General features: G+C 63.6%; 17 protein-coding genes. 11 read left to right on the top strand and 6 right to left on the bottom strand.

Annotated elements, in window-relative coordinates; translation table 11 throughout:
• Positions 1-4 precede the first annotated feature (4 nt).
• On the top strand, positions 5-952 hold the full coding sequence (locus tag HDC35_RS07490; RefSeq protein ID WP_184645313.1) for an L-threonylcarbamoyladenylate synthase: 948 nt from the start codon (positions 5-7) through the stop codon (positions 950-952).
• Here the strand turns inward: HDC35_RS07490 and HDC35_RS07485 are convergent.
• The 3 genes from HDC35_RS07485 to HDC35_RS07475 are packed head-to-tail and all read right to left on the bottom strand — an operon-like array spanning position 949 to position 3145.
• The gene (locus tag HDC35_RS07485) at positions 949-1851 is read right to left on the bottom strand and encodes a DMT family transporter (RefSeq protein ID WP_184645311.1); all 903 of its coding nucleotides are present in this window, start codon (positions 1849-1851) and stop codon (positions 949-951) included. The genes HDC35_RS07490 and HDC35_RS07485 overlap by 4 nt on opposite strands.
• A gap of 9 nt (positions 1852-1860) precedes the next feature.
• Entirely contained in the window at positions 1861-2640 is a 780-nt protein-coding gene (locus HDC35_RS07480; RefSeq protein WP_184645309.1) for an SDR family NAD(P)-dependent oxidoreductase, read from the bottom strand.
• Positions 2641-2650: 10 nt separating this feature from the next.
• Entirely contained in the window at positions 2651-3145 is a 495-nt protein-coding gene (locus HDC35_RS07475; protein ID WP_184645307.1) for a thioredoxin family protein, read from the bottom strand.
• Positions 3146-3201: 56 nt separating this feature from the next.
• Between HDC35_RS07475 and HDC35_RS07470 the strand changes: the two genes are divergently transcribed.
• The 4 genes from HDC35_RS07470 (at position 3202) to HDC35_RS07455 (ending at position 7391) form a co-directional block, all read left to right on the top strand.
• The gene (locus tag HDC35_RS07470; RefSeq protein WP_184645305.1) at positions 3202-4719 is read left to right on the top strand and encodes an acyl-CoA carboxylase subunit beta; all 1518 of its coding nucleotides are present in this window, start codon (positions 3202-3204) and stop codon (positions 4717-4719) included.
• Between the two features lie 116 nt (positions 4720-4835).
• Positions 4836-6005, top strand: a complete 1170-nt coding sequence (locus HDC35_RS07465) for an acyltransferase (protein ID WP_184645303.1) — start codon at positions 4836-4838, stop codon at positions 6003-6005.
• Entirely contained in the window at positions 5993-6190 is a 198-nt protein-coding gene (locus tag HDC35_RS07460; RefSeq protein ID WP_058801694.1) for a hypothetical protein, read from the top strand. The genes HDC35_RS07465 and HDC35_RS07460 overlap by 13 nt, the downstream gene beginning before the upstream one ends.
• A gap of 79 nt (positions 6191-6269) precedes the next feature.
• The gene (locus HDC35_RS07455; protein ID WP_184645301.1) at positions 6270-7391 is read left to right on the top strand and encodes a S41 family peptidase; all 1122 of its coding nucleotides are present in this window, start codon (positions 6270-6272) and stop codon (positions 7389-7391) included.
• Here HDC35_RS07455 and HDC35_RS07450 read toward each other — a convergent pair.
• The 3 genes from HDC35_RS07450 to HDC35_RS07440 form a co-directional block, all read right to left on the bottom strand.
• Positions 7380-7865 carry a GNAT family N-acetyltransferase gene (locus HDC35_RS07450; RefSeq protein WP_184645299.1) on the bottom strand — a complete coding sequence of 162 codons (486 nt, stop codon included), beginning with the start codon at positions 7863-7865 and terminating at the stop codon, positions 7380-7382. The genes HDC35_RS07455 and HDC35_RS07450 overlap by 12 nt on opposite strands.
• A gap of 458 nt (positions 7866-8323) precedes the next feature.
• A complete protein-coding gene (locus tag HDC35_RS07445) occupies positions 8324-9466 on the bottom strand; it encodes a PAS domain-containing sensor histidine kinase (RefSeq protein ID WP_311770735.1) in 1143 nt (380 codons plus the stop codon).
• On the bottom strand, positions 9441-10250 hold the full coding sequence (locus tag HDC35_RS07440; RefSeq protein ID WP_184645297.1) for an alpha/beta fold hydrolase: 810 nt from the start codon (positions 10248-10250) through the stop codon (positions 9441-9443). The genes HDC35_RS07445 and HDC35_RS07440 overlap by 26 nt, the downstream gene beginning before the upstream one ends.
• A gap of 495 nt (positions 10251-10745) precedes the next feature.
• On the opposite strand from HDC35_RS07440, the gene HDC35_RS07435 reads away from it, so the two are divergent.
• The 6 genes from HDC35_RS07435 to HDC35_RS07410 form a co-directional block, all read left to right on the top strand.
• The gene (locus tag HDC35_RS07435; RefSeq protein ID WP_184645295.1) at positions 10746-12968 is read left to right on the top strand and encodes a TonB-dependent receptor; all 2223 of its coding nucleotides are present in this window, start codon (positions 10746-10748) and stop codon (positions 12966-12968) included.
• A 10-nt stretch (positions 12969-12978) separates the two neighbouring features.
• Positions 12979-14328, top strand: a complete 1350-nt coding sequence (locus HDC35_RS07430; protein WP_184645293.1) for an MFS transporter — start codon at positions 12979-12981, stop codon at positions 14326-14328.
• Positions 14325-15038: an SDR family oxidoreductase gene (locus tag HDC35_RS07425; RefSeq protein ID WP_184645291.1), complete on the top strand. Its 714-nt coding sequence runs from the start codon at positions 14325-14327 to the stop codon at positions 15036-15038. Before HDC35_RS07430 ends, HDC35_RS07425 begins: the two co-directional genes overlap by 4 nt.
• Positions 15039-15068: 30 nt before the next feature.
• Complete coding sequence (locus tag HDC35_RS07420) at positions 15069-15830, top strand: SDR family oxidoreductase (protein ID WP_184645289.1); 762 nt, start codon at positions 15069-15071, stop codon at positions 15828-15830.
• Positions 15831-16007: 177 nt separating this feature from the next.
• The gene (locus HDC35_RS07415) at positions 16008-16352 is read left to right on the top strand and encodes a hypothetical protein (protein WP_184645287.1); all 345 of its coding nucleotides are present in this window, start codon (positions 16008-16010) and stop codon (positions 16350-16352) included.
• A 29-nt stretch (positions 16353-16381) separates the two neighbouring features.
• On the top strand, positions 16382-23103 hold a 6722-nt coding region (locus HDC35_RS07410), incomplete at its 3' end, for an autotransporter-associated beta strand repeat-containing protein (RefSeq protein WP_184645285.1).

Below are 23103 nucleotides of genomic sequence, written 5' to 3'. Positions count from 1 at the left end.
CGGCATGGCCCAAGGCTCAAAGTCCACACTTGTTCGCGCGTTCGATAATGCTTCCATCGCCGACGCGGCCGCGGCGATCGCGGCGGGGCAGCCGGTCGCGGTTCCGACCGAGACGGTCTATGGCCTAGCCGCCGATGCGAGGAACCCGCAAGCGGTCGCGCGCATCTATGCCGCGAAGGGCAGGCCCGACTTCAACCCCCTGATCGTGCATGTGCCGACGCTCGCCATGGCCGAGACGTTGGGCCAGTTCGGAACCGCCGAGCGCGCGCTTGCGACACGCTTCTGGCCGGGACCGCTGACGCTGGTGGTGCCGCGCACGCCGGGCTGTCCGGTCGCGAGCGTGGCGACCGCGGGGCTCGATACGATTGCGCTCCGCGTGCCGGGGCATCGCGCGATGCAGGCGTTGCTCGCCGCGTCGGGCGCGCCGCTCGCGGCGCCGAGCGCCAATGCGAGCGGGCGGGTGAGCCCGACGAAGGCAAGCCATGTGATCGCGAGCCTTGACGGGCGGATTGCGCTGGTAATTGACGACGGGCCGACGAGCGCGGGGGTAGAGTCGACCATCGCCCGCGTAGAGGACGGCGCGGTCGAGGTGCTGCGGCCGGGGCCGGTGACCGCGGCGATGCTGGCGGAGGCGAGCGGGCTGGCCGTGACGGGCGTGAAAGGGGCGGAGATCGTCGCGCCGGGGATGCTCGCGAGCCATTATGCGCCGGGCAAGCCGGTGCGGCTCGGCGCGCGCGATTTCGCGGCGGACGAATATGGCATCGGCTTCGGAGCGGTTCGGGGCGATTACGACCTCAGCGCGCGCGGCGACCTGACCGAGGCGGCGGCGCGCCTGTTCGATGCGCTGCACGCGGGGGCAGCAAGCACGAAGGCAAAGATCGCGGTGGCGGCGATCCCGGCCGAAGGGCTGGGCGCGGCGATCAACGACCGGCTGGCGCGCGCGGCGGTCTAGGCCGCTGCCGGTTCGATCGGGTCGCCATGGGGTGCCTTGCGCGCGACGATCAGGCAGGCGGCGACGATCAGACAGGCGCCGGCGACGGTCGGCAGCGTGACCGCCTCGTCATAGAAATACCAGCCGAACAGCATCGCCCAGAGAAAGCCGGTATATTCGGTCGTCGCGAGGATCTGCGTCTCGGCGCGGGCATAGGCCCAGCTCAAGAGCAGCAGCGAGGTCGTCGCTAGGATCGCGGCGCCGACGATGTTCGGCGCTTGTGCGGTGTCGGGGACGGCGAGGAACCAGGGCGCGCCGAGCGCAAGAATCGCCGCGACGAAGAAATTCTGGAAGAAGGCGATTTCCATCGGTTCGGCCATCTTCGCCTGCCGCCGCGCGAGGATGAGATTGTAGGCGTAGAAGATGGCGGAGAGGAACACCGCGCCGACCGCGAGGAGCGCCTCGTCCGAATAGTCGCTGCCGCCGAGCTTGCCCGCGACGATCACAAGCACCCCGCACAGGCCGAGCGCCGAGGCGGCGACCGAGCGGGGGCCGATTTTCTCGCCCAGAAAGATCGCTGCCATATAGAGCGCCATGAGCGGCGCGACGAAGGCGAGCGCGATGGCTTCGGCCATCGGCAGGCGCGCGAGGGCCCAGAAGAAGCTGAGCGCCATGCCCGCGACGAACAGCGAGCGCCATGCGTGGATCTGCATCGTCGCCTTGCCCGGCCATCGGGGACGGCTCGCGAAATAGAGGAGTCCGCTCAGCAGCGCGCCGGTGCCAGTGCGCCAGAGAACGGCGTTATAGGCGCCGAGCTCGATCGACAGCCCCTTCATCAGCACGTCCATCGCCGAAAAGGTCGCGATGCCAGCGCACGCGATCAGGAAGGGGATGCCGGGAGAGGCCGAATCGGGACGCATGGAGGCGCCTTAGCGGAAGGTCGCCTGTCCCGCGCCGTCAATGTTCAGCTTCTGGCCCGAGCAATAGCTGTTCGCGCCCGAGACGAACCAGACCACCGCCGCCGCCACATCGGCGGGGACGGCGACGCGGCCGAAGGGCATTTTGGTGTCGAGGTGGTGGATGTCGGCGTTGCCGGTGATCGCGCGCGACAGTTTTTCGCCCATGTCGCTGACGGTGAGCGCGGGGGCGACGATGTTGACGCGTACGCCGTTCGCCAGTTCCTCCTTCGCGAGCGTCAGCGCCAAGGCCTCCCCTGCTGCCTTCGCCATCGTATAGGGCGCCCCGTTCGGCGAGTTCACATAGGTCGCGATGCTCGAAATGACGATGATGTCGCTGCGCTTGTGCTGGCGGAGCTGCGGCAGCGCGAGACGCGACAGGCGGTGCGGGCCGGCGGCGTGGACGGCGAAGAGCTTGTCGACCTCGGCGGGGTCGGTGTCGGCGACCGCGAGCCCGCGGCTCGCGATGCCGGCGTTGTTGACGAGGATCGACAGGGGGCCGAAATCGGCCTCGACCGCGGCGATCATCGCGGCGCAGGCGGCCTCGTCGGTGACCGATGCCTGATAAGCCTTCGCCCTGCGGCCGAGCGCCTCAATCGCGGCGACGGTTTCGGCGGCGGCTTCTTCGCCGCGGGTGTAGTTCACCGCGACGTCGGCGCCCGCTTCGGCAAGCCCGATCGCGATGCCGCGGCCGATGCCGCGCGAAGCGCCGGTGACGAGCGCGACGCGCCCCGCAAGGTTCATCTCGGCCATATCGCTCTCCCTAGTCGATCAGTTCGTTATAGATGTCGTCATCGCTGCGGCTCGCGGCGTTGCGCCATTTGGGCGCGGCCTTGCGATTGAGCACGCTGCCGTTTGCGTCGAGGATCGCGACCGTCGGCGTGCCCTTGATCCGGAAATCGAAGCGTTCGGGAACGTCGGGGTTGCGCCCCTGGCCGCGCACATGCGGCATGCCGATGTCCGCATAGACGATCTCGTAGCGGGCGCGGACGGGCGCGAAGCGGTCGGTCGCGAGCAGGTTCGCGAGCCAGGCGCTGTCGTGGCAGCCGTTCGTTCCCATGACGAGCAGGACGCGCTTGCCCGAATTGCGCGCCGCTGCGAGCGCGGCGTCGACCTGCGCGACCGGATCGGCGGCGGGATCGAAGGCGTCGGTCTTGTAGGGATCGGCGACACCGGGAATCATGCGCGTTTCGCTGGCCGCAACGGGCGCGGGGGAGAGCAGTGCTGCGGCGAGAGCAAGGGCGACCGTGCGGTTCATGCACCGACGATAGGTTTTGCATGACGTTTCCGTCAACGTAAGATAGCCTGATCCCCATGAGCTGGAAAAAAGAAGTGGATGAACTCGCCGCGCGCCGCGCGATGGCCGAGAAGATGGGCGGCGAGGAAAAGGTCGCGCGCCAGCACGGGCGCGGCAAGATGGACGCGCGGGCGCGGCTCGCGGGGATCGTCGACGAAGGCAGCTTTCGCGAGATCGGCAAGATTGCGGGACGCGGAAAATATGGCGCCGATGGCGAACTCGAGGACCTCGCCGCGTCCAATTTCATCTTCGGGCGCGCGAATATCGACGGGCGGCCGGTCGTCGCCTCGGCCGACGATTTCACCGTGCGCGGCGGCGCGGCCGATGCGGCGCTGCACAGGAAGTTCGTCCTGTGCGAGGCAATGGCGCACGAATATCGCCTGCCGCTGATCCGCATGATCGACGGCACCGGCGGCGGCGGGTCGGTCAAGACGCTGGAGGATATGGGCTATACCTATATCCCGCACGTTCCCGGCTGGGACGAGATCATCGCGAATCTCGACACGGTGCCGGTGGTCGCGCTGGCGCTGGGGCCGACCGCGGGGCTGGGCGCGGCGCGGGTGGTCGCGAGCCATTACAGCGTGATGGTGCGCGGGCTGTCGCAGCTCTTTGCGGCGGGCCCGGCAGTCGCAGCGGCGATCGGCGATACATTGGACCGCGAGGAACTGGGCGGGGTCGATGTCCATACGCGCAACGGCGTGGTCGATGACGAGGTGGCGTCGGAGGCCGCGGCGTTCGCGGCGGCGCGGCGCTTCCTGTCGTACCTGCCCTCGTCGATCCACGACCGCGCGCTCAGGATTGAATGCAGCGATCCGGCGGGGCGCCGCGACGAGGCCTTGCTGTCGGTCGTGCCGCGCGAGGCGAAGCAGGTCTATTCGATGCGTCGCATCGCGAATGCGGTGTTCGATGCGGGCAGCGTCTTCGAAATGGGCGCGCGCTGGGGCCGCGCGGTTATCACGGCGTTCGCGCGGCTCGACGGCTATCCGGTCGCGGTGCTGGCGAGCGATCCCTCCTACCTCGGCGGATCGTGGGACGCGAAGACGAGCGAGAAGGCCGAGCGCTTCGTCAAGATGGCCGACCAGTTCCGGCTGCCGATCGTCCACCTCGTCGACAATCCGGGGTTCATGATCGGCGGCGAGGCCGAGCGCACGGGGACGATCCGCTATGGCGTGCAGGCGATGAACGCGATCTATCGGGCGACCGTACCGCTGGCGTCGGTGGTGGTGCGGCGCGCTTACGGGATCGCGGGGAGCGCGATGTCGAACGCCGAGCGTTTCCAATATCGCTTTGCCTGGCCATCGGGCGATTGGGGCAGCCTGCCGATCGAGGGCGGGGTCGAAGTCGCCTACAAGAGCGAGCTGGAGGCCGCCGAGGACCCCGTCGCGCATTTGGCGGCGATCCGCGAGCGGTTGAACCGCGTGCGCTCCCCGTTCCGCACAGCGGAAAAATTCGGGGTCGAGGATATTATCGACCCGCGCGATACGCGGCCTTTGCTTTGCGAATTTGCCGAGCTCGCCTGGCGGGTATTGAAATAGTCCACCCCCGTCGTCATCCCGGACCCGTCGACTGGCTCAGGACAAGCTTGATCCGGGATCCATTTGGGCGATGGTGTATGGATGCCGGATCAAGTCCCGGACGACGAGGGGGCGGGATGAGCACAGGCACGACTACCGCACGCCATCTCGGCATGGATTGGCTCAGGATCGGCGCCTTCGCGCTGTTGATCCTCTACCATATCGGCATGTATTTCGTGCCGTGGGGCTGGCACGTGAAGATTGCGCAGCCGATCGATTGGGTGCAACTGCCGATGCTCGCGACGAACGGCTGGCGACTGCCCTTGCTGTTCCTCGTCTCGGGTTATGCGAGCGCGGCGCTGTTTGCGAAACTCGGCGCGAGCGGAGCCTTTATCCGCTCGCGTAGCGCGCGGCTGCTGATCCCCCTCGCTTTCGGCATTCTTGTTGTGATCCCGCCGCAGCCATGGATCGAGCTGGTCACGCAGCATGGCTATGCGAAGAGCCTTGGGACCTTCTGGGTCGGCGACTATTTCCGCTTCGGTACATTGGATGGCATCGTGCTGCCGACCTGGCAGCATTTGTGGTTCGTCGTCTATCTATGGATTTATACCATGATCGCGGGGGCGATCCTCGCGTGGGTGCCGGCGATGGCGCGCGCGCAGATCGCCGACGGCGTCGCGCGGTTGCTCGGCGGCTGGCGGCTGCTCGCCCTGCCGCTCCTCTGGTGGCTACTCCTGCTCGCGCTGTTTCCGGACCATGACGAAACACACGCGCTGTTCGACGACGGGCCGTCGCACCTCCACTATCTGATGCCCTTTTTCATCGGCTGGTTGCTCCGCGTCAGGCCGGCGATGTTCGACGCGGTGGCGCGTTGGTGGCGCGCCGCGCTGGTGGTGTCGGTCGCCGCCTTCGCGGTCGTCGGGGCGATATTGTGCCAGTGGCTCAGCGGTGCGCAGCCGACCGAATGGGGCCGGGCGGCCTTCGACATCGCGCATCAGGCGCAGGGCTGGACGACTATCGTCGCGCTCGTCGGGATCGCCGACCGCTACTGGAACCGCGATCATCCGAAGCGCGCGATGCTCGCCGAGGCGGTCTTCCCCTTTTACATCGTCCACCAGACGATCATCGTCGTCATAGGCTGGTGGCTGTTGCGTGCGGAGATCGCGGCGCTGCCGTCTTTCCTGATCCTGATTGCGGCGACGGCGACCGGATGCTGGCTTTTCTATGCGATGGGGCGCAGCATCGGCTGGCTGCGGCCGCTGATTGGATTGCAGCGCAATAGGGGAGAGCGGGAATGGGTGCGTTGAAAGGCATAATGGCGATCGTCGGCGTGGCGATGATCCTCGTCGGAGGGCTATGGGCGTTGCAGGGGCTCGATATCGTGCGCTGGCCGGCGAGCAGCTTCATGCTGGGCGACACGGTATGGACGCGCAACGGCGTCGTGACGATGGTGGTCGGGGCGGTGCTGGTCTGGTTTGCGCGCAAGACGTGATTTTCGACTACATATGTAGTTGATCTGTATTGCTGAAGTGATACACTTCGATCCGCCGGGAGCTGGATTGGAGACTGGAATGATTCGTTCATCGCATATTTTGCCCGCCTTGTTGCTCGCCGCCGGAATGGCCGCGGCCTCCTTGCTCGCGCCGCCGCCCGCGCTCGCGGCCGAAGAGGCGGGTGCCGACGCGATTGCCGATAAATATGCCGCGTTGCTCGAGCGCGACTATCTCTATCCCGAAACGGGCAAGCGCTATGCCGATGCGATCCGCGCCGCGATCGTTGCGGGCCGCTACAGGGGGCTCTCGGGCGAGGCACTCGGCACCGCGATCGACAGCGACGTAAATGCGGTGTCGCCCGACGGGCATTTGCGGCTGCGCGTTCCCGAAGCGGCGGCGGACGCGGCGGCGCTCACACCCGGCGCCGCCGCGCCGGTACGCCGCCCGCCCAAGGTGCCGGTCGAGCAGGCGGGATGGATCGCGCCGGGAATCGCCTTCGTGCGCTTCAACGTCTTTCCGATGGACGACGCAGTGACGGCACAGGCGGCGAAATTCATGGCCGACCACGCCGATGCCAACGCGATCATCTTCGACATCCGCACACACAATGGCGGCGGGCTCGACCAGATGGACGTCATCTTTCCCTGGTTGTTCGGCAAGGAAACGCGGCTCGTCACGATGGCGACGCGGGCGTCGGTCGATGCCGAGGGCGGATCGCCGATTGCGGGTATCGCCTCGATGCGGATGGTCAAGGGCGACGCGGGCATGGTCGCGCGCGAGCATTGGGCGACGCCGAACGCCGACAAACGGCTGCGCGATGCCAAGGTCTATGTGCTGACATCGGGCGCGAGCGCGTCGGCGGCCGAGCATTTCGCGCTCGCGATGAAGCATACGGGACGCGGCACGCTGATCGGTGCGCCGACGGCGGGCGCCAACCATTTCGGGCGCGGCGAGGATCTGGGCGGGGGCTATGGCGCCTTCATTCCGGTCGGGCGCACCTATGACCCGGTGACGGGCAAGGATTGGGAGGGCGAGGGGGTCCTGCCCGACATCGCGGTGGCGCCGGCCGACGCGCTGGTGCGCGCGCTCACCGAACTCGGCGTCGCGCCCGCCGAGGCGAAGACGCTGTCGGATGCACATATGCCGAGCTGGCCGATGGAACGGCGCAAGCCGCGCGGGGCGAAGGCTTCAGGCGGCTGAGTCGGCGAGGCTGGCGAGCGCCTCGCCGTCCACCCGCATCACCGTCCATTCGTCCATCAACCTGGCACCGAGGCTCCGGTAGAAACCGATCGAGGGCGTGTTCCAGTCGAGCACCGACCATTCGAGGCGGGCGCAGTCACGTTCCACGCAAAGCCTGGCGAGATGCGAGAGCAACGCCTTGCCCAGCCCCGACCCGCGCGCTTCGGGGCGCACGAACAGATCTTCGAGATAGATGCCGGGGCGTCCCTCGAAGGTCGAGAAATTGTGGAAGAAGAGCGCGAACCCCTGCGGGTTCCCGTCGATCTCGCCGATCACGACTTCGGCATAGGGGCGCGGGCCGAACAGATTGGCGGCGAGCTTCGCCTCGTCGAAACGAACCTCGTGCGACAGCTTTTCATAGTCGGCGAGGTCGCGGATGAACTGTGCGATCGACGGCAGGTCGGCGGGCGCGGCGGGGGGGATCTTGAGAGTCATGGCCGCGCTCTGTCGGGTCGGGCGTGCGCTGTCAATTTTTGGGCGGTTGCTTCCGTTCCCCCTGCTCCGTTATCCCCGCGAAAGCGGGGCCCCGGGACCCGCGCAGGCTTGATCCTGCATTGGGGTCCCGCTTTCCCCGGCATACCATTGTTATAGCTCGCTGGAATTGGCCATTTGAAGTTCTTGCGAGGATAAAGAGCGGCCTTCTCGTCCAAAGGGTCGCGAACATCATCGGCAAGCTCGTCATTCGCGCACGCGCGATCGTCTCGGCCGACGGTCGCGCCCGATTCACGTTCGGCGCACTCGCGACTTTGCGCGCGCAGGCACCAAATATCGGCAATAATTTCGATTGGACGAACGGACGATCCAGAGCTGTTCAATCGGGCGCGTCACTCGCAGGAGCCTATCATCAGCACGACGATAAATGCGAGGCCGGCTTGCGCACCGGCCGCTGATGGTCAGTTTACTGCCATGGAGCAGGCTGCGTCCGGTTTTTTGACCGGCATTGTGAGAGTGAATCGCGTTTCCTCGTCGCTGGACGACACACTCATCTTGCCGCCGTGCGCTATGGCAATTTCATTGACGATGAAGAGCCCGAGGCCCAAGCCCTTCGCTCCGCCCGTGACCAGCCCCCTCTCGAAGGGCTGAAACAGCTTTATGTGCATGTGCTCGGGGATGGGGTTGCCATGATTGGCGACGGACAGCTGTAAAAGCTCGCCTTCAATTCGGGATTCGAGTTTGATCGGCCTTTCGCGATCTCCATATTTGACGGCGTTGGACAGCAGATTCGAAGCCAGCTGACCTATCCGGTCGGGATCACATTCCACCTCGTCGAGATCGTCGAGAGCGCAGACAATCTTGTGCGCGGGTGCAATTGTCTGAATTTCGTGGAGAACCTGACGCAGCATCGCTTCCAGCTTTGGCTGATCAGGGTAATCGAGTTGAATACCCGTCCCCAGCCTGCCCATCGCAAAGTCCAGTACATCGTCGATCAAGTCGTTGGCCCTCGAAATGCTCGCCTGCATTTCGTTGAGGATCAACTCGCGTCTTTCGGCGGGCGGCTGTTTACCGAGCAGCCGAATGCCCGCTCCGACCGCCGCCAGCGGATTGCGCAGGTCATGTCCGAGCACTGCGATGAACTGGTCCCGCAATTCGAGCTGGTCATGCTCGGTCTTGAATCGCTCTTCAGCCCTTATCTTTGCCTCGATCAACGAGCGCTCGAACGTCCTGCGCTCGACTGCCTTGAACAAGGTCAGCCGCGTGAACAGGTGCTCGCCGCTCGGACCACGCTTTTCTCGTGCATTGCCGATAACCGGAATCTTCTCTCCGTGCGCGTTCTGAAGGTCGAGGGCAATTTCGTGCACCTCATTCTGAAGTCGCAGCATGGGGGCGAGATGGGTCTCGAAAGCAATCTTGCCGCCAAAGGAAAGGATGTCATGTATGGATTCGCCCACAAGCTCGTCGGGCGAGCGCAGCACCCAGTCCGCCAGCGTCCGATTGATCTTGGCAATGCACGCGCGCGGCGTGATGGAAACATATCCACACGGGGCCGCGTCGTAGAGGTCCAGTAAATCTTCAGCGGGAAGGGGCGAGGAAGTCACGTATCGCTCTCGTTACTTCTTCGGGGGCGCTGAGGTTCGGGCAATGGCCGGTCGCATCGAGCAAGATATATTCGCTGTGGGGGACTTTGGCGTGCACATATTCGCCCACCGCCTCGGGTGCGATGATGTCCTGTTGGCATTGCAGAACCAGGGTTCTTACAGGGATTTTGGGAAGGTCTTCGCGATTGTCGGAATAGAATGTGACCCCGGCAAACTCGCGAGCGATCTCGGGGTCGGTCGCGCAAAAGGACTTTGTGAGCCGATCGCCCAGCTCGGGCCTGTCAGCATTCCCCATAATCTGGGGGGCAAGAGCGGCAGACCAGCCAAGATGATTTTCCTCGAGAAAAATCAGAAGCTCGTCAATCTGCTCGCGTGTAAATCCTCCAGTGTAATCCCCATCGTCGATGTATCGCGGCGAAGGTCCGACCATGACAAGCTCGCTGAACATTTGCGGACGGGCGATCGCTGCTAGGGCGCCGATCATGGAACTGACCGAGTGCCCGACTATCACGGCGTCGCTTAGGTCCAGCGCTTCGCCAATTTCGACAAGATCCTGTGCATAGCCAGCCAGCGAGGCGTATTTTCGGGAGTCGTAGGCCGTGAGATCGGATTCACCCGCCCCGACATGGTCGAACAATATGGTACGATAATCTTCCTCGAACTGGGTGGAGACATCGGTCCACATATGCTTGTCGCATCCGAAACCGTGGGCAAAGACAAGCGCTCGGCTCCCCTTGCCATGCAGCGTCACATTGTTGCGGACTAAGACATCCTGTTTTTCCATATGGTCCGGCTCTATCGTTGATCGCGAGGCTTGCCAAATTGTATTAGCCGGGGAAGCTGTTTGACCTCCTCAATAACGAGATCAGAGGTTGCCGCGCTCAAATATCTGATCCTAGATCATTTTCGTCTGATATCGGCCGCTCTGACCGCGCAGCCATATTTCGCTTTCAAACAGCCAGTCCGAGCGGGAGCCGCGCGGCTCGTCCGGTACATGTGGCTCGGTCGTAGGCTAGGGTCCTGACCTAAGGCTCTTGGTTCTCTTGCGGCCGCTCCATCCACGCGGACATCAAATGGCGCCTCACGGTGCATCAATAGATCACATTCGGAGCCTCCCGCATATGCATGTTCCACGAGCAGGGTTTTTGCGGAGGAAATAATTTAGCTATAAATATCAATAAGATAGAAAATCCATATCGCCATCTTGACAAAGCGAAAAAATACTTCGAATACTAACTATTATCAACGAACAGCCAGTCTATGGCGTTGGGGGGGGCATATGTTGCGAAAAGAGGTTTCCACGCTTGCGATCGCAGGCGCGATGCTGATGATGGCCGGTACTGCGCAGGCTCAATCGACGGACTCCACCTCCCATACGAACGATCCGGCCGCCGACTCGGAGGGCCGAGACAGCGGGGGCGATATCGTCGTGACCGCAATGCGCCGAGAAACCTCGCTTCAAGATGTCCCGGCCGCAATTGCGGCCTTGTCATCAGCTCAGATGGAAAAATCGGGCATCACCGACAGCGGCGGTTTGCAATATCAGGTGCCCGGCCTGATGATTGCCAAGGATGCGGGCCAGCAAGCGCAGATCTACATCCGGGGCGTCGGCAACAATCTGCAGGGCATCTCCGCCGGGAACAGCGTCGCGACCTATGTTGACGGGGTCTATATTCCGAACAGCATCCAGGTATTCCAGGAGTTCAACGACGTTGATCGTGTCGAAGTGCTCAAGGGTCCGCAGGCGACGCTTTACGGCCGCAACGCGACTGGCGGTGCGATCAACATCATTTCGTCGGACCCGAGCTTCACGCCAAGCGGCAAGGGCGACATCTCGTTCGGCAATTTCAATGCCTTCACCGCGCGCGCATCAATAAACGCGCCCTTGATCGACGACACCTTGGCGCTTCGCGTCTCGGTCCAGTCGGCCTATCACAAAGGCTATAATGAGAATGTCTATCTTGGCCAGCGTATGCAGGGCCAGAGTTCGACGGGTGCCCGCGCGGCGTTGCGTTGGAAGGTTACGCCCGATTTCGAGGCGATCCTTCGCGCCGACTACAGCAATTCGAACAACACCGACTATCTGAAAATCCGCAACCCCAAATCATGGTGGTATCTGATCTCGCCGGTGGATCAATATGTCGATGACCCGCGCAAGGTGATGGGCGACGTCGGAGCATCGCAACCCATCGAGAATGACGGCCAGTCGCTCCATCTTCGGTGGGACACGGGCCTCGGTACGGTCAAGTCGGTGACCAGCCGCCGCCATTTCGATTCCGGCCCGACTTCTCTCGATCTCGACCAGGTCGCCTTGCCTCCTGGAATCGTGAACGGCCGTCCTTATCAGGGGTCCTATCTGGCTGACGTCACTACCTCGACTTCCTATTATCATGAGACTTATCTGGCGACCGACACGTCGAAGCCGTTGCGAGCGATCGTGGGATTCAATTATTTCCACGAGGATGCCCGGGAGTTTCAATATCAATATGCGGGCAGCCTCTCGTCCTACGACAGATACGGAAAAACCGACGCCTATTCGGCGTTCATCGATGCTAGTTTGGACGTAACGCCACGGTTCACGATCAGCGCGGGCCTGCGCTATTCAGATGAAAAGCGCGACTATCGCCAGCTCCGCATCATCCCGGCAGTGCCCTGGGTAGCCAATAAGGCAAGCTGGGACAGTTTTTCGCCGCGCGTCGGTGTCGAGTTTCGTCCGGCGGATGATGTGCTGCTTTACGCAAACGCGACCAGCGGCTTCAAAAGCGGAGGCTTTAATCTCCAAAATCCGCTGAACCCTTTCAAGCCGGAGAAAATCTGGTCTTACGAAGGAGGTGTCAAGGCGAGCCTGTTCGATCGCAAGCTGCGGACCAGCTTGTCGGGGTTCTACTACAGCTACAAGGACATTCAGGTTTCGCAGACGCTGTCCAATCTCCAGCGCGTCGTTACCAACGCGGGAACGGCTAAAATCTGGGGTTTCGATGCCGAAGGAAGCTTGGCGGCCACGCCGAACCTGCGACTGACATTCGGCCTGTCGCTGCTCCACAGCGAATATGGTTCGGCGATCCTTTGCGATTCGGTGATCGGCCCGTGTAATTCGCCGAACGCGCCTGCGTTAGTCAACGTGAAGGGCAACCGATTGCCGCGCGCGCCGGGAACAACCGGCAGTATCGCTGTGGATTACACGGTCCCGAACGAAGTGGCGGGCGGCGAAGTGTCGCTGCACCTGGACGCCGCTTATCGGTCGCGCACTTATTGGACGCCTTTTGAATTCAAAGTGCATTCGGTCGACCCGCAATGGATGACCAACGCGCAGATCCGCTATGACCGCAATAGCTGGTATGTCGCCGGTTTCGTCCACAATATCTTTGACGTACTTTATGTTTCCAACGGCATCGGTACGGGCAAATTGTCGACCCCGGGCGGGCTGATCGGCGAACCGGCGGTGTTCGATCGCTATGCTGCGCCTCGAACGTACGGGATCCGGGTCGGTTTCAGCTACTAGGGGCGGCGGAATGGACGCTCAGCCGCAGCCGCCTCGCGCCGCGCCCGCGACCAGGGAGGAATATCCCTCCCCCCTGGTCGCTTGGAGTGCCGTCGCCGTGCTGTTCATCCTCGGTGCGGTCGCGTTCCTCGACCGCCAGATCATCTCGCTGATGGTTGATGACATCCGCAGCGACCTCGCGATTTCGGATTTCCAGATCAGCCTCCTGCAAGGCTTCTCCTTTGCTTTATGCTATGCGGTGATGGGGCTGCCGCTGGGTTGGCTGGTCGATCGCTTTCCGCGCCGCCAGATTATTTTCGTCGGGGTGATCGCCTGGGCAATCGCTGCCGCCGCTTGCGGCCTCGCGCGCAATTTCTGGCAGCTTCTGTTCGCACGCTTCGGCGTGGGGCTGGGGGAGGCGGCCTTGGCACCCGCCGCCTATTCGATGATGAGCGACCTATTTCCGCGCGAGCGATTGACCACCGCCATGTCGGTTTTCGCCATCGGCTCGATCTTCGGGCAGGCGATCGCTTTCGCGATCGGCGGGCTGGTCATCGGAATGGCGCTCAGCGCAGAGGGCAACCTGTCCTTGCCGCTGATCGGCGACGTCAGGCCCTGGCAATTTGTATTCATCGTCACCGGCTTGCCCGGCGTTGCTTTCGCCCTGCTTGTTTTCCTGTTTCCCGAACCGGCGCGGCGCGGACTACGGGGCACCGGCAAGGCGGGCTTCGGCGAGGCGTTTCGCTTCATCGCCGAGCGCGGCCGTTTCTTTACCTGCCATTTTTTGGGATATGGGGCGATTGCAGCAATAGCTTATGGCACCATCGCTTGGGTTCCCGCACATCTGATGCGCGGTTTTGGCTGGTCGGTGACGCAAACCGGGTTCACCATGGCTGCGTTGACAGCGATTGCCGGCTCATCGGGCCTGCTCGGCATGGGCATGTTTGTTGATAGCCAGATGGCGCGCGGGGTGCGCGATGCCCATTTCCGTTTCGCGGTATGGCTGTCGCTGATCATCGCAGTTTGCGGCGCGATCGGTTTTGCGGCTTCCAGCGTCGCGCTGTTCTTCCTTTTTTATACGGTGTTCAAGCTGCTCGTTCCGATCGGCGGCATGGCGTCGGCATCGGTCCAGATCGTCACTCCCAACGAACTGCGCGGCACTGTTTCGGCTATCTATCTGTTCGTGGTCACGCTGCTCGGAGCGGGGACCGGCCCTACCGTGGTCGCGACCTTTACCGAGCTGGTCTTTCAGGATTCCGCGAAAGTGGGGCTGGCCATGGCGCTAACCTGCGTCATCCTTGGCCTGTTCGCCGCAGCCTGCTTCGCGCTCGGCCGCCGGCAAATGCGTGAAGCGGTGGAGATGGCGGAAAGCTGGGCGTGAACAAAGCTCCCAGCTTTGCGGCGTTCGCATCCTCCCGACTGCTCGTCGTCGGCGGCAGCTCGGGTATCGGTCTCGCGACCGCGCGGATCGCCGCGGCGCACGGCGCGTTTGTGACCGTTACCGGACGCTCCCCTGATCGCGTCAAGGCGGCGGTGGCAAGCATCTCCGCAGATACGGCGAGCGCTTCCTTTGACATGACCGACGAAGCGGAGGTGGAGGCATTTTTCGCGACCCACCCCCCTTTCGATCATATCGTCGTCACCGCCGCTGCGATCCGGTCCGCCCCAGTGCGCGCTCTGTCCCTCGACACGGCGCGTTCTACCTTTGCATCGAAATTCTGGGGCCCTTATTTGATTGCCCGTTTCGCGCGGCTGACGGATGGTGGGTCGCTGAGTTTGATCTCGGGCGCAGCTGCGCGGCGACCACGTGCAGGTCGTGGACCCGTTGCGGCGGCCTGCGCGGCGGTCGAGGCGTTGACCAAGGTGCTTGCGGTCGAACTGGCTCCGGTGCGTGTCAATTGCATTGCGCCCGGCCTGGTCGATACGCCGATGCTGCGCGCCGCGTACGACCCGAACACGCCCATACCTCCGCAACCTGTCCGGCGCGCGGCGCTTCCCGAAGGGATAGCATTCCAGATTCTCGCCTGTGCGGCCAACCCATATATGACCGGGTCAATCATAGACCTGGATGGCGGCCTGTCGGTGATGTGAATTCCTGCAGCGATACGAAAAGGACGATGAATGACATTCAAGGGCAAGGTCGCGCTAATAACCGGAGCCGCATCGGGGATCGGCCGGGCGACGGCAATCGCCTTCGCCGATGCCGGGGCCGCCGTCGCGCTGCTTGATCGGGACGAAACAGGGCTCGGTGCGGTCGAACGGTCGATCCAGAATTTGGGGGGCGAGGCGCTGGCCTTCGCATGCGATTTGACGGACCCTGGCACCGCGAAAGCGGCGGTCGACGCTGTCGAAAAGCGATGGTCGCGCCTCGATTGCGCGGTCAATGCGGCGGGTGTCGAAGGAAGAACCTGCGAATTGCTCGAAGAGGACGATGCTCTCTACGATCATACCATGGACATTAATCTGCGCGCGATGTGGCATTGCATGCGAGCGCAGATTCCCCCGATGCTGGCCAATCCAAATGGAGGCAGCATCGTCAACATCTCCTCGGGCGCTGGTCTTGTCGGCTCCAAGCGTTCGGCGGTGTATAGCATGTCCAAACACGCAGTCATCGGCCTCACCCGGAGCGCCGCTTTGCAATATGCCAAGCGGGGCGTCCGCATCAATGCGGTGTGCCCCGCCGGAGTGCAAACGCCGATGGCGGAACGCATAATCGCTACCTATGACGGAAGTGCTCCCTCGGGAGGCGGGGCTTTCTATCCCTTAGGCAGATCCAGCACGGCTGAAGAAATCGCGTCGGGAATATTGTGGCTAAGTTCGCCGGGAGCCGCATCGGCCGTCGGGACCGCGTTGACCATAGATGCCGGGTTCACCGCGGCCTGAGACAAAGGCAATCGTGGCGGTCCGAATAAGGCCAGCGGTCGTACCGAACGCCCGCGAACTGCAATGTCCAGAGTGGGAGGGGCATTCCGTGAGTGTTTCGCGACCGTCACTGTCACGATGGGATCGGTGCTGCGCATCGCTGAAGAGGCGCAACGAGGTCGAGCAATGCGCGTGGGCATGACTTTCCCACCCCCTCAAGCCATCCTTCTCATCGCCATGGTTAACCGCCCCACCTCCCAGATTAAAAAGTATTCCTTAACCATTCCTGCTTTTACTCGTTTGAAATTATTTGATTTATATGCGGCTTGCAGGCAGGAGAAAGTCCGTGACGATCGTATCGATTTCTCCGCCTCGCACTCTTCGGCCACACTGCCGTTTGGTCAGTCGCAGGCAGGGAGCAAATCGAGTGGGCATGTCCCGAGACTTGAAGCCAGCCGGGCGGCAAACACGGGCGTCGTGCCGCCAGCGTATCGAGCGTCTTTTTCCAAAATTATGCGGGCACGGCTGACACCGGCCAGATGAACGCGATAATCCTGTAATCGGAGGTCAATGTGAGCGAGCGTACCGGGAAAATCGAAAAGCGCCGCTCCAAAGACACCGCGATTCGTCTATTGTGTGGCGCTTCACTTTCCGCGCTTGTCGCGCTTGGCATTCCATCGATCGCGCGCGCGCAGAATCAGGATCGTTATTGGGATCCCAACAAGACATCGGTCGGGACCGGCGGCAGCGACAGCTGGGACATTACCAATTCCATCTGGAGTTCCAGTAGCGACGGCGTCAGCGGCCCCTATGGCGCCTGGGACAATGCCGCGCTGGACAACGCCATCTTCGCCGGCACCGCAGGAACGGTCACCCTGAGCGGGCCGATTACCGTGCACAATCTCACATTTCAGACCAACGGCTATTCGCTCACCGGTGGCAGCCTCACGCTCGGCGGCACGGCCCCGATCATTTCGGTGACGACCGGCACGACGACGATCGGAACCTCCATTACTAGCGCCGGCGGCTGGACCAAGGCGGGAGGCGGTAATTTGACGCTGAACGGCGCCAACAGCTTTGGCGGCGGTATCGACATCACCGGCGGCGGATGGTTGTCGCTGAATGCGGCCAACAGCTTCACCGGGACGATCAACGCCACTGGCGGCCACCTGGGCATCGGCGCGATCGGCGATGCGGCGTTGGGCAGTGCCGCCAACCAGATCAATCTTGGCAGCGGTCGCACCTTCTCGGCGAGCGGTACGATATCGGCGAGTCGCACGATTAATCTGACAGGCGGCATCGCCAGTATCAGCGGCGGCGGACTGGGGGCCGCGTTCTACACGGGCGCGGGCGGCCTGAATGTGGCGAACGGCATCGCGCTAACCAACAACGCCAACAATTATCAGGGGCAAACTCAATTCACGGGCGTGCCGGGTTGGGGCGGCAACAACAATTATTTCAGTTCGATCGGTAATTTGGGCGAGGCAAGCGCGCTGGGTGCGCCCACCACTGTGGCGAATGGTACCATCTTGCTGGGGCCGGGCTGTTGCCAGGCATTGGGCAGTTCGAACCTCATCTATACCGGCACTGGCAACAGCTCCGACCGCAACTGGAACTTGCGGCCCGGAAATTATGCGGGCGGAGCGTTTCTGTACAATAATGGCAGCGGGGCGCTAACCCTGACGGGCGACATCTCGGTCACAGGCGGCTCACGTTCCTTTGGCTTCGGCGCCAATTCGGCCGACCTGAATCTGCTGGGGGTCATCAGCAGCAATTCGGGTCGCAGCGCTTCGTTCAGTGCCGGCGGCGGCCAGACGCTCCGATTGGGGATCGCCAACACCTTCTCGGGCACCGCGAGCATCAGCGGGGCCGGCATGGTCGAGGCCGCGCTGCTCTCTAACGCAGGCGTCGCCGGCTCGCTCGGTACCGGCGCAATCGCCATTAGTGGCGGCAATCTTTCCTATGTCGGTGCAGGCGAAGCGACCAGCAAGAGCTTTACCATCTCCAATGGTTCGCTCAACAACAACGGCGCGGGGGCGCTGACGCTAAGCGGGACGATGGGCATCGGCGGCACGGCGACCCTGGGAGGCAGCTTCACTGGGGCCGACAACATCGTCTCTGGCGTGATTTCGGGCAGTGGAAATCTGCGCAGCAACGGCGCGGGAACCTGGGTGATTTCGGGCGTCAACACCTACACCGGACAGACCATCGTCGATTCCGGCATTTTGCGCGCGGGCACCGCCAATGCTTTTGGCGCGTCCACGACGGCGCAGGTCAATGGCGGCACGCTGGACCTCAACGATTTCGACAAGAGCTTCAACACGCTGACCGGCACCGGGGGCACGGTTGACCTAGGCAGCGCCAACCTGACGCTGCAGGCGGCGGCGGGCACCACGGCGACCTACGCCGGCAACATTACCGGCAGTGGCGGGCTGACCAAGCTCGGCGCGAGCACGCAGACGCTGACCGGCGCCAACAGCTACACCGGCGCCACGATGATCGGCGGCGGCACGCTGGCGCTCGACTTCCGTCCCGCGGGCGGACCGGCGAGCGACATCATTTCCGGCGCGTCCACGCTCAACATGGCGGGCGGCGTGCTCAACATCTTCGGCGCGGCGAGTGAGAATAATACGCAGACCTTCAACGGCCTGAACATCACCGGAAGCAACAACAGCATCACCGCCACATCCGGCAGTGGGGGCAGCTTGACCGTCAATCTGGGCGCGATCAACCGCACCGGCGGGCTGATGAACTTCAACCTGCCCGCGGGCGGAAACATTACCACAACCAACACATCGCTCGGGGGCTGGGCCACGGTCAATGGCACCGATTATGCCAAGGTGGTGGGCGGCAATATCCTAGCCTTCACCGACGCCGACTATACCGACAAAGATAATGCCGCCAACTGGCTGGATAATGAGTATATCACCGATGTCGCCGGTTTCTTCGGCACGGTGACCGGCACGAAGCAACTGGCCGGCCTGCGCTATACGCGGCCGGTGTCCTCCACGGTGAACGTCGATACCGGCGAGACGCTGGGCGTGGACGGCGCCATCATTGTCGCGCCGACGGTTGCGGGCGGGAACCAGTTGATCACCGGCGGCAGGCTGACCGGCGCCAACGGCGGCGACCTCGGCGTGCAGCAGAACAGCACCGGCAATTTCACCATCGCATCGCAGATCGTCGATAACGGAACGCCAATGGGCTTCGTCAAGGCCGGCACCGGCCTGGTGACGCTGTCCAACAGCAACAACAGCTACACCGGCGCCACCCGCGTTGCACAGGGCACGCTGTCGGTGGTGAGCATCGGCAATGGAGGGGCGGCGAGCAGCATCGGCGCGTCCTCGTCTGCGTCGTCCAATCTGTCGCTGGAAGGCGCAACGCTGACCTACACCGGCGCGGGGGACATCAGCGACCGAGGTTTCACCTTCGCCAAATCCGGCGCGATCCTGAGCAGCGGCGTCCAAGTGACCAACGCCAACGCCAACCTCGTCTTGAGCGGCCTCGTCACCAGTCCCGACGGCGCGGATTTCATCAAAAGCGGAGCCGGGACGCTGACGCTGGCCAACGGGGCAAACGACTTCACCGGGGTCGTGACGGTCAACGGCGGTCTGTTGGGCGCGACCACGCTGGCCGATGGCGGGCAGGCGAGCAGCATCGGCGCGGGCAGCAGCGCGTCGAGCAGCCTCGTTCTCAACGGTGGCGGGCTGCAATATACGGGCGGCACGACCACGACCAACCGCGGCTTCACCCTGGGCGCAAGTGGCGGCATCGTCGATGTGTCCACGGCAACCACGACTCTGACGAACAGCGGCATTTTGGCCGGCACCGGTCGCTTGACGAAAAACGGTGCCGGCACGCTGGTGCTGAGCGGCGCCAATACCTACACCGGCGGCAATACAGTCAACAGCGGCGTCCTGCGCGCGGGAGCGGCAAATGCACTGGGCGGCGGTGGGCCAATGACGCTTGCCGATACGGCCGGCGTACTGCTTGACCTCAACAATTACGACACAATCGTCGGCGCGCTCAATGGTGGCGGCGCGAATGGCGGCAATATTACGCTCGGTTCGGCAACGTTGCGGATCAACGGCGGCAACGGCGTTTATTCGGGCGTGATCAGCGGCAGCGGCGGCATCTGGCGAACCGGCGGCGGCACGCAGACTTTCAACGGCTGTAACCACAGCTATACCGGCGCCACCACCCTGCAGGGCGCCACCATCACGACCGACTGCCTGGCCAACGGCGGGCAAGCCAGCGGTATCGGCGCTTCCAGCAGTGCGTCGGCCAACCTCGTATTCAATAGCGGCGCCTTGAACTACACCGGTGGGACCATCGACATCGACCGCGGGTTCAATCTTGTGGGCTACGGTGTCATCAATGTGGTCAACGGCACCACGCTCGGCTTCAGCGGTCAGGTCATCGGCGGCGGCGAGTTGTACAAGGACAACGCCGGCACGATGGTTTTGTCCGGCAACAACAGCTACACCAATAACACCCGCGTAAGAGGCGGCATCTTGCGCGCCGGATCGGCCACGGCCTTCGGCACCACCAATTCCTTCTGGCTGGACAATACCGCCGGGGTATTGCTGGACATGAACAACTTCGACGCCAATGCGGGCGCCCTGATCGGTGGGGGAAGCCTGGGCGGCAACATCGCGATGGGCACGGGCACGCTGACAATCAGGAATGGCCTGGGTCAGACATACGCCGGTGCGATCAGTGGCTCCGGCAGCTTGATCAAGAATGGAACTGGCACTCAAATCTTGTCCGGCTGCAATAGCAGTTACACGGGCGCGACGGCAATCAATGCCGGCGTATTGACGGTCAGCTGCCTTGAAAATGGAGGCGTGAACAGCGCGATCGGCGCATCCGACGCCGCGCCGGCCAATCTGACCATCAACGGCACGTTGCGGTATGTCGGCGGCGGCAGTAGCACCGACCGCCAGTTCACTCTGGGCACCAGCGGCGGCACGCTGGATGCGTCGGGCACCGGCATCGTCGAATTCACCAATACCGCTCCGGTGACGCTGGCCGGGACGAATATTGCCCGCACGCTGACGCTGACCGGCACCAACACGGGCGCCAATCTGTTGGCCGCGCGGCTGGACAACAACGGCAGCGGTGTCTCCCGGCTCACCAAGACCGGCACGGGCACGTGGCGCCTGACGAACCAGGCAAGCAGCTATACCGGCGCAACCACGATCAGCGGCGGCATATTGATCGTCGACAAGCTGAGCGATGGCGGCATCGCGAGCAGCATCGGCGCGTCGAGCGACGCGGCCAATAATCTGGTGATCGGCAACGGATCCACGCTGCGCTATGTCGGCACCGGCGACAGCACCGACCGCCGGTTCACGCTCGATACCGGCGTCACCTATATCCAGTCGTCGGGAACCGGTGCGCTTGTTTTCCGAAACACCGGCACGGTCGGTCTCACCGGCACCAACGCGGCGCGCACGATCGCGCTGGGCGGCACCAACACCGACCTTAACACAATGGGCGGCGCAATTGCCGACAACGGCACCGGCAAGACGACGCTGGCCAAGAATGACAGCGGCACCTGGGTACTGACGGGCAATAACAGTTTCACCGGCAACACCGTCATCAACGACGGCAATCTGATGATCGGTAACGGCGGCACGACCGGCAATGCCGGCGCGGGCAACGTCATCGTCGATTCGGCGACATCGACACTGTCGCTCAACCGCAGCGACAGCTTCACGTTCAGCGGCACGTTGAGCGGTCCCGGCACGCTGGCGCAGATTGGCACCGGTACCAGCATCCTGACCTCGCAACTCAACGATATCGGCGCGACCACGATCAGCGCCGGGACGCTGCAGATCGGTGACGGGACGTCGGGTGCGCTGACGACGCCCACGCTGGCGATGACCGGCAATTCAGCGCTCGTCGTCAACGGCACGTTACAGGCCGCCGCCGGGGCACAGACGCTCATTAGCGGCGATACGGGCAGCCAGAACGTGACATTGGGCAATGGCGTCACCATGCGCGCGGCGGGCAACCTGGGCGACGGGGCGGATCGCATCGAATTGTTCGGCACCGTGAACACGGGCGGCGGCACATTGTCGCTGGGTACGGGCGACGATGCGCTGGTCCTGCACGATGGGGCGGGCATTGCCGCGGCCTTCATCGAGGGCGGGGCGGGGTCGGACCTGTTGCAGGTGGTCAACGCCGCCGCGATGACGGTCGACGCCGCCAACGTCAACGGCTTCGAGCGGCTGGAGAAGCAGGCGGCGGGCGTGCTGACGCTCACCGGCAACCATAGCTATAGCGACGGCACGACGATCGCTGCGGGCACGCTGCGCATCGGCAATGGCGGCGCGTCGGGCACGCTGGCGGGCGATGTCGTCAATAACGCCCTGCTGGAGTTCAACCGTTCGGGCACACTTGGCGTCGCGGGTGTGATTTCGGGGACGGGCGCGGTTCGGCAGATCGGTTCGGGCACGACGGTTCTGACGGGCACGAACAGCTATCAGGGCGGGACGAGCATCACGGCGGGCACGCTTCAGGTGTCGAGCGACGCCAATCTGGGCGCGGCGAGCGGGGGGCTGACGCTGAGCGGCGGCCGGCTGAACACGACGGCGAGTTTCACATCGGGCCGGGCGGTCGCTCTGGCGGGCGCGGGCCATTTTGCAACCGACGCTGGAACCACGCTGACCCTGACCGGCGCGGTGTCGGGGCCTGGAACGCTGACCAAGAGCGGCACGGGGACGCTGACGCTGGCAGCGGCCAATGGCTATACGGGGCTGACCACGATCAGCGCGGGAACGCTGCAGATCGGCAATGGCGGCACGACCGGCAGCATCGCGGGCAATGTGCTCAACAACAGCGCGCTGGTGTTCAACCGCTCGGGTACGCTGACGATGGGCGGGGCGATCATCGGCGGCGGGTCGGTGACGCAGGCGGGGCCGGGCACGACGATCCTCACCGGCAACAACAGCTATGCCGGCCCGACGAGCGTGAATTCAGGGACCCTGCTGGTCAATGGCAACCAGTCCGGCGCGACGAACTTGACCAGCGTGGCTTCGGGGGCGACGATAGGCGGCACCGGGACCATCGGCGGCAATGTGACTATCGCCGACGGTGGTACGCTCGCGGCGGGATCGAATGGCGTCGGCGCGCTCACGATCAACGGCAATCTAGCGCTCGGCAATGCCTCGCTGGTCGATTTCGAGTTCGGGCAGGCGAACGTGCCGGGCGGTCCACTCAACGATCTGGTCAATGTCGGCGGCAACCTGACGCTCGACGGCGTGGTCAATGTGACGCAGACGCCGGG

Origin of the sequence: Sphingopyxis sp. JAI128, assembly GCF_014207235.1 — a bacterium.
GTDB lineage: Bacteria > Pseudomonadota > Alphaproteobacteria > Sphingomonadales > Sphingomonadaceae > Sphingopyxis.
This window is presented reverse-complemented; position numbering and strand designations above follow the sequence as displayed.

Coding starts and splice junctions, on each gene's coding strand:
- HDC35_RS07460 (WP_058801694.1), top strand. CDS start 5,993: ATGGGTGCGTTGAAAGGCATAATGGCGATCGTCGGCGTGGCGATGATC.
- HDC35_RS07475 (WP_184645307.1), bottom strand. CDS start 3,145: ATGAACCGCACGGTCGCCCTTGCTCTCGCCGCAGCACTGCTCTCCCCC.
- HDC35_RS07430 (WP_184645293.1), top strand. CDS start 12,979: ATGGACGCTCAGCCGCAGCCGCCTCGCGCCGCGCCCGCGACCAGGGAG.
- HDC35_RS07455 (WP_184645301.1), top strand. CDS start 6,270: ATGATTCGTTCATCGCATATTTTGCCCGCCTTGTTGCTCGCCGCCGGA.
- HDC35_RS07465 (WP_184645303.1), top strand. CDS start 4,836: ATGAGCACAGGCACGACTACCGCACGCCATCTCGGCATGGATTGGCTC.
- HDC35_RS07470 (WP_184645305.1), top strand. CDS start 3,202: ATGAGCTGGAAAAAAGAAGTGGATGAACTCGCCGCGCGCCGCGCGATG.
- HDC35_RS07450 (WP_184645299.1), bottom strand. CDS start 7,865: ATGACTCTCAAGATCCCCCCCGCCGCGCCCGCCGACCTGCCGTCGATC.
- HDC35_RS07440 (WP_184645297.1), bottom strand. CDS start 10,250: ATGGAAAAACAGGATGTCTTAGTCCGCAACAATGTGACGCTGCATGGC.
- HDC35_RS07420 (WP_184645289.1), top strand. CDS start 15,069: ATGACATTCAAGGGCAAGGTCGCGCTAATAACCGGAGCCGCATCGGGG.
- HDC35_RS07485 (WP_184645311.1), bottom strand. CDS start 1,851: ATGCGTCCCGATTCGGCCTCTCCCGGCATCCCCTTCCTGATCGCGTGC.
- HDC35_RS07435 (WP_184645295.1), top strand. CDS start 10,746: ATGTTGCGAAAAGAGGTTTCCACGCTTGCGATCGCAGGCGCGATGCTG.
- HDC35_RS07480 (WP_184645309.1), bottom strand. CDS start 2,640: ATGGCCGAGATGAACCTTGCGGGGCGCGTCGCGCTCGTCACCGGCGCT.
- HDC35_RS07490 (WP_184645313.1), top strand. CDS start 5: ATGGCCCAAGGCTCAAAGTCCACACTTGTTCGCGCGTTCGATAATGCT.
- HDC35_RS07415 (WP_184645287.1), top strand. CDS start 16,008: ATGACTTTCCCACCCCCTCAAGCCATCCTTCTCATCGCCATGGTTAAC.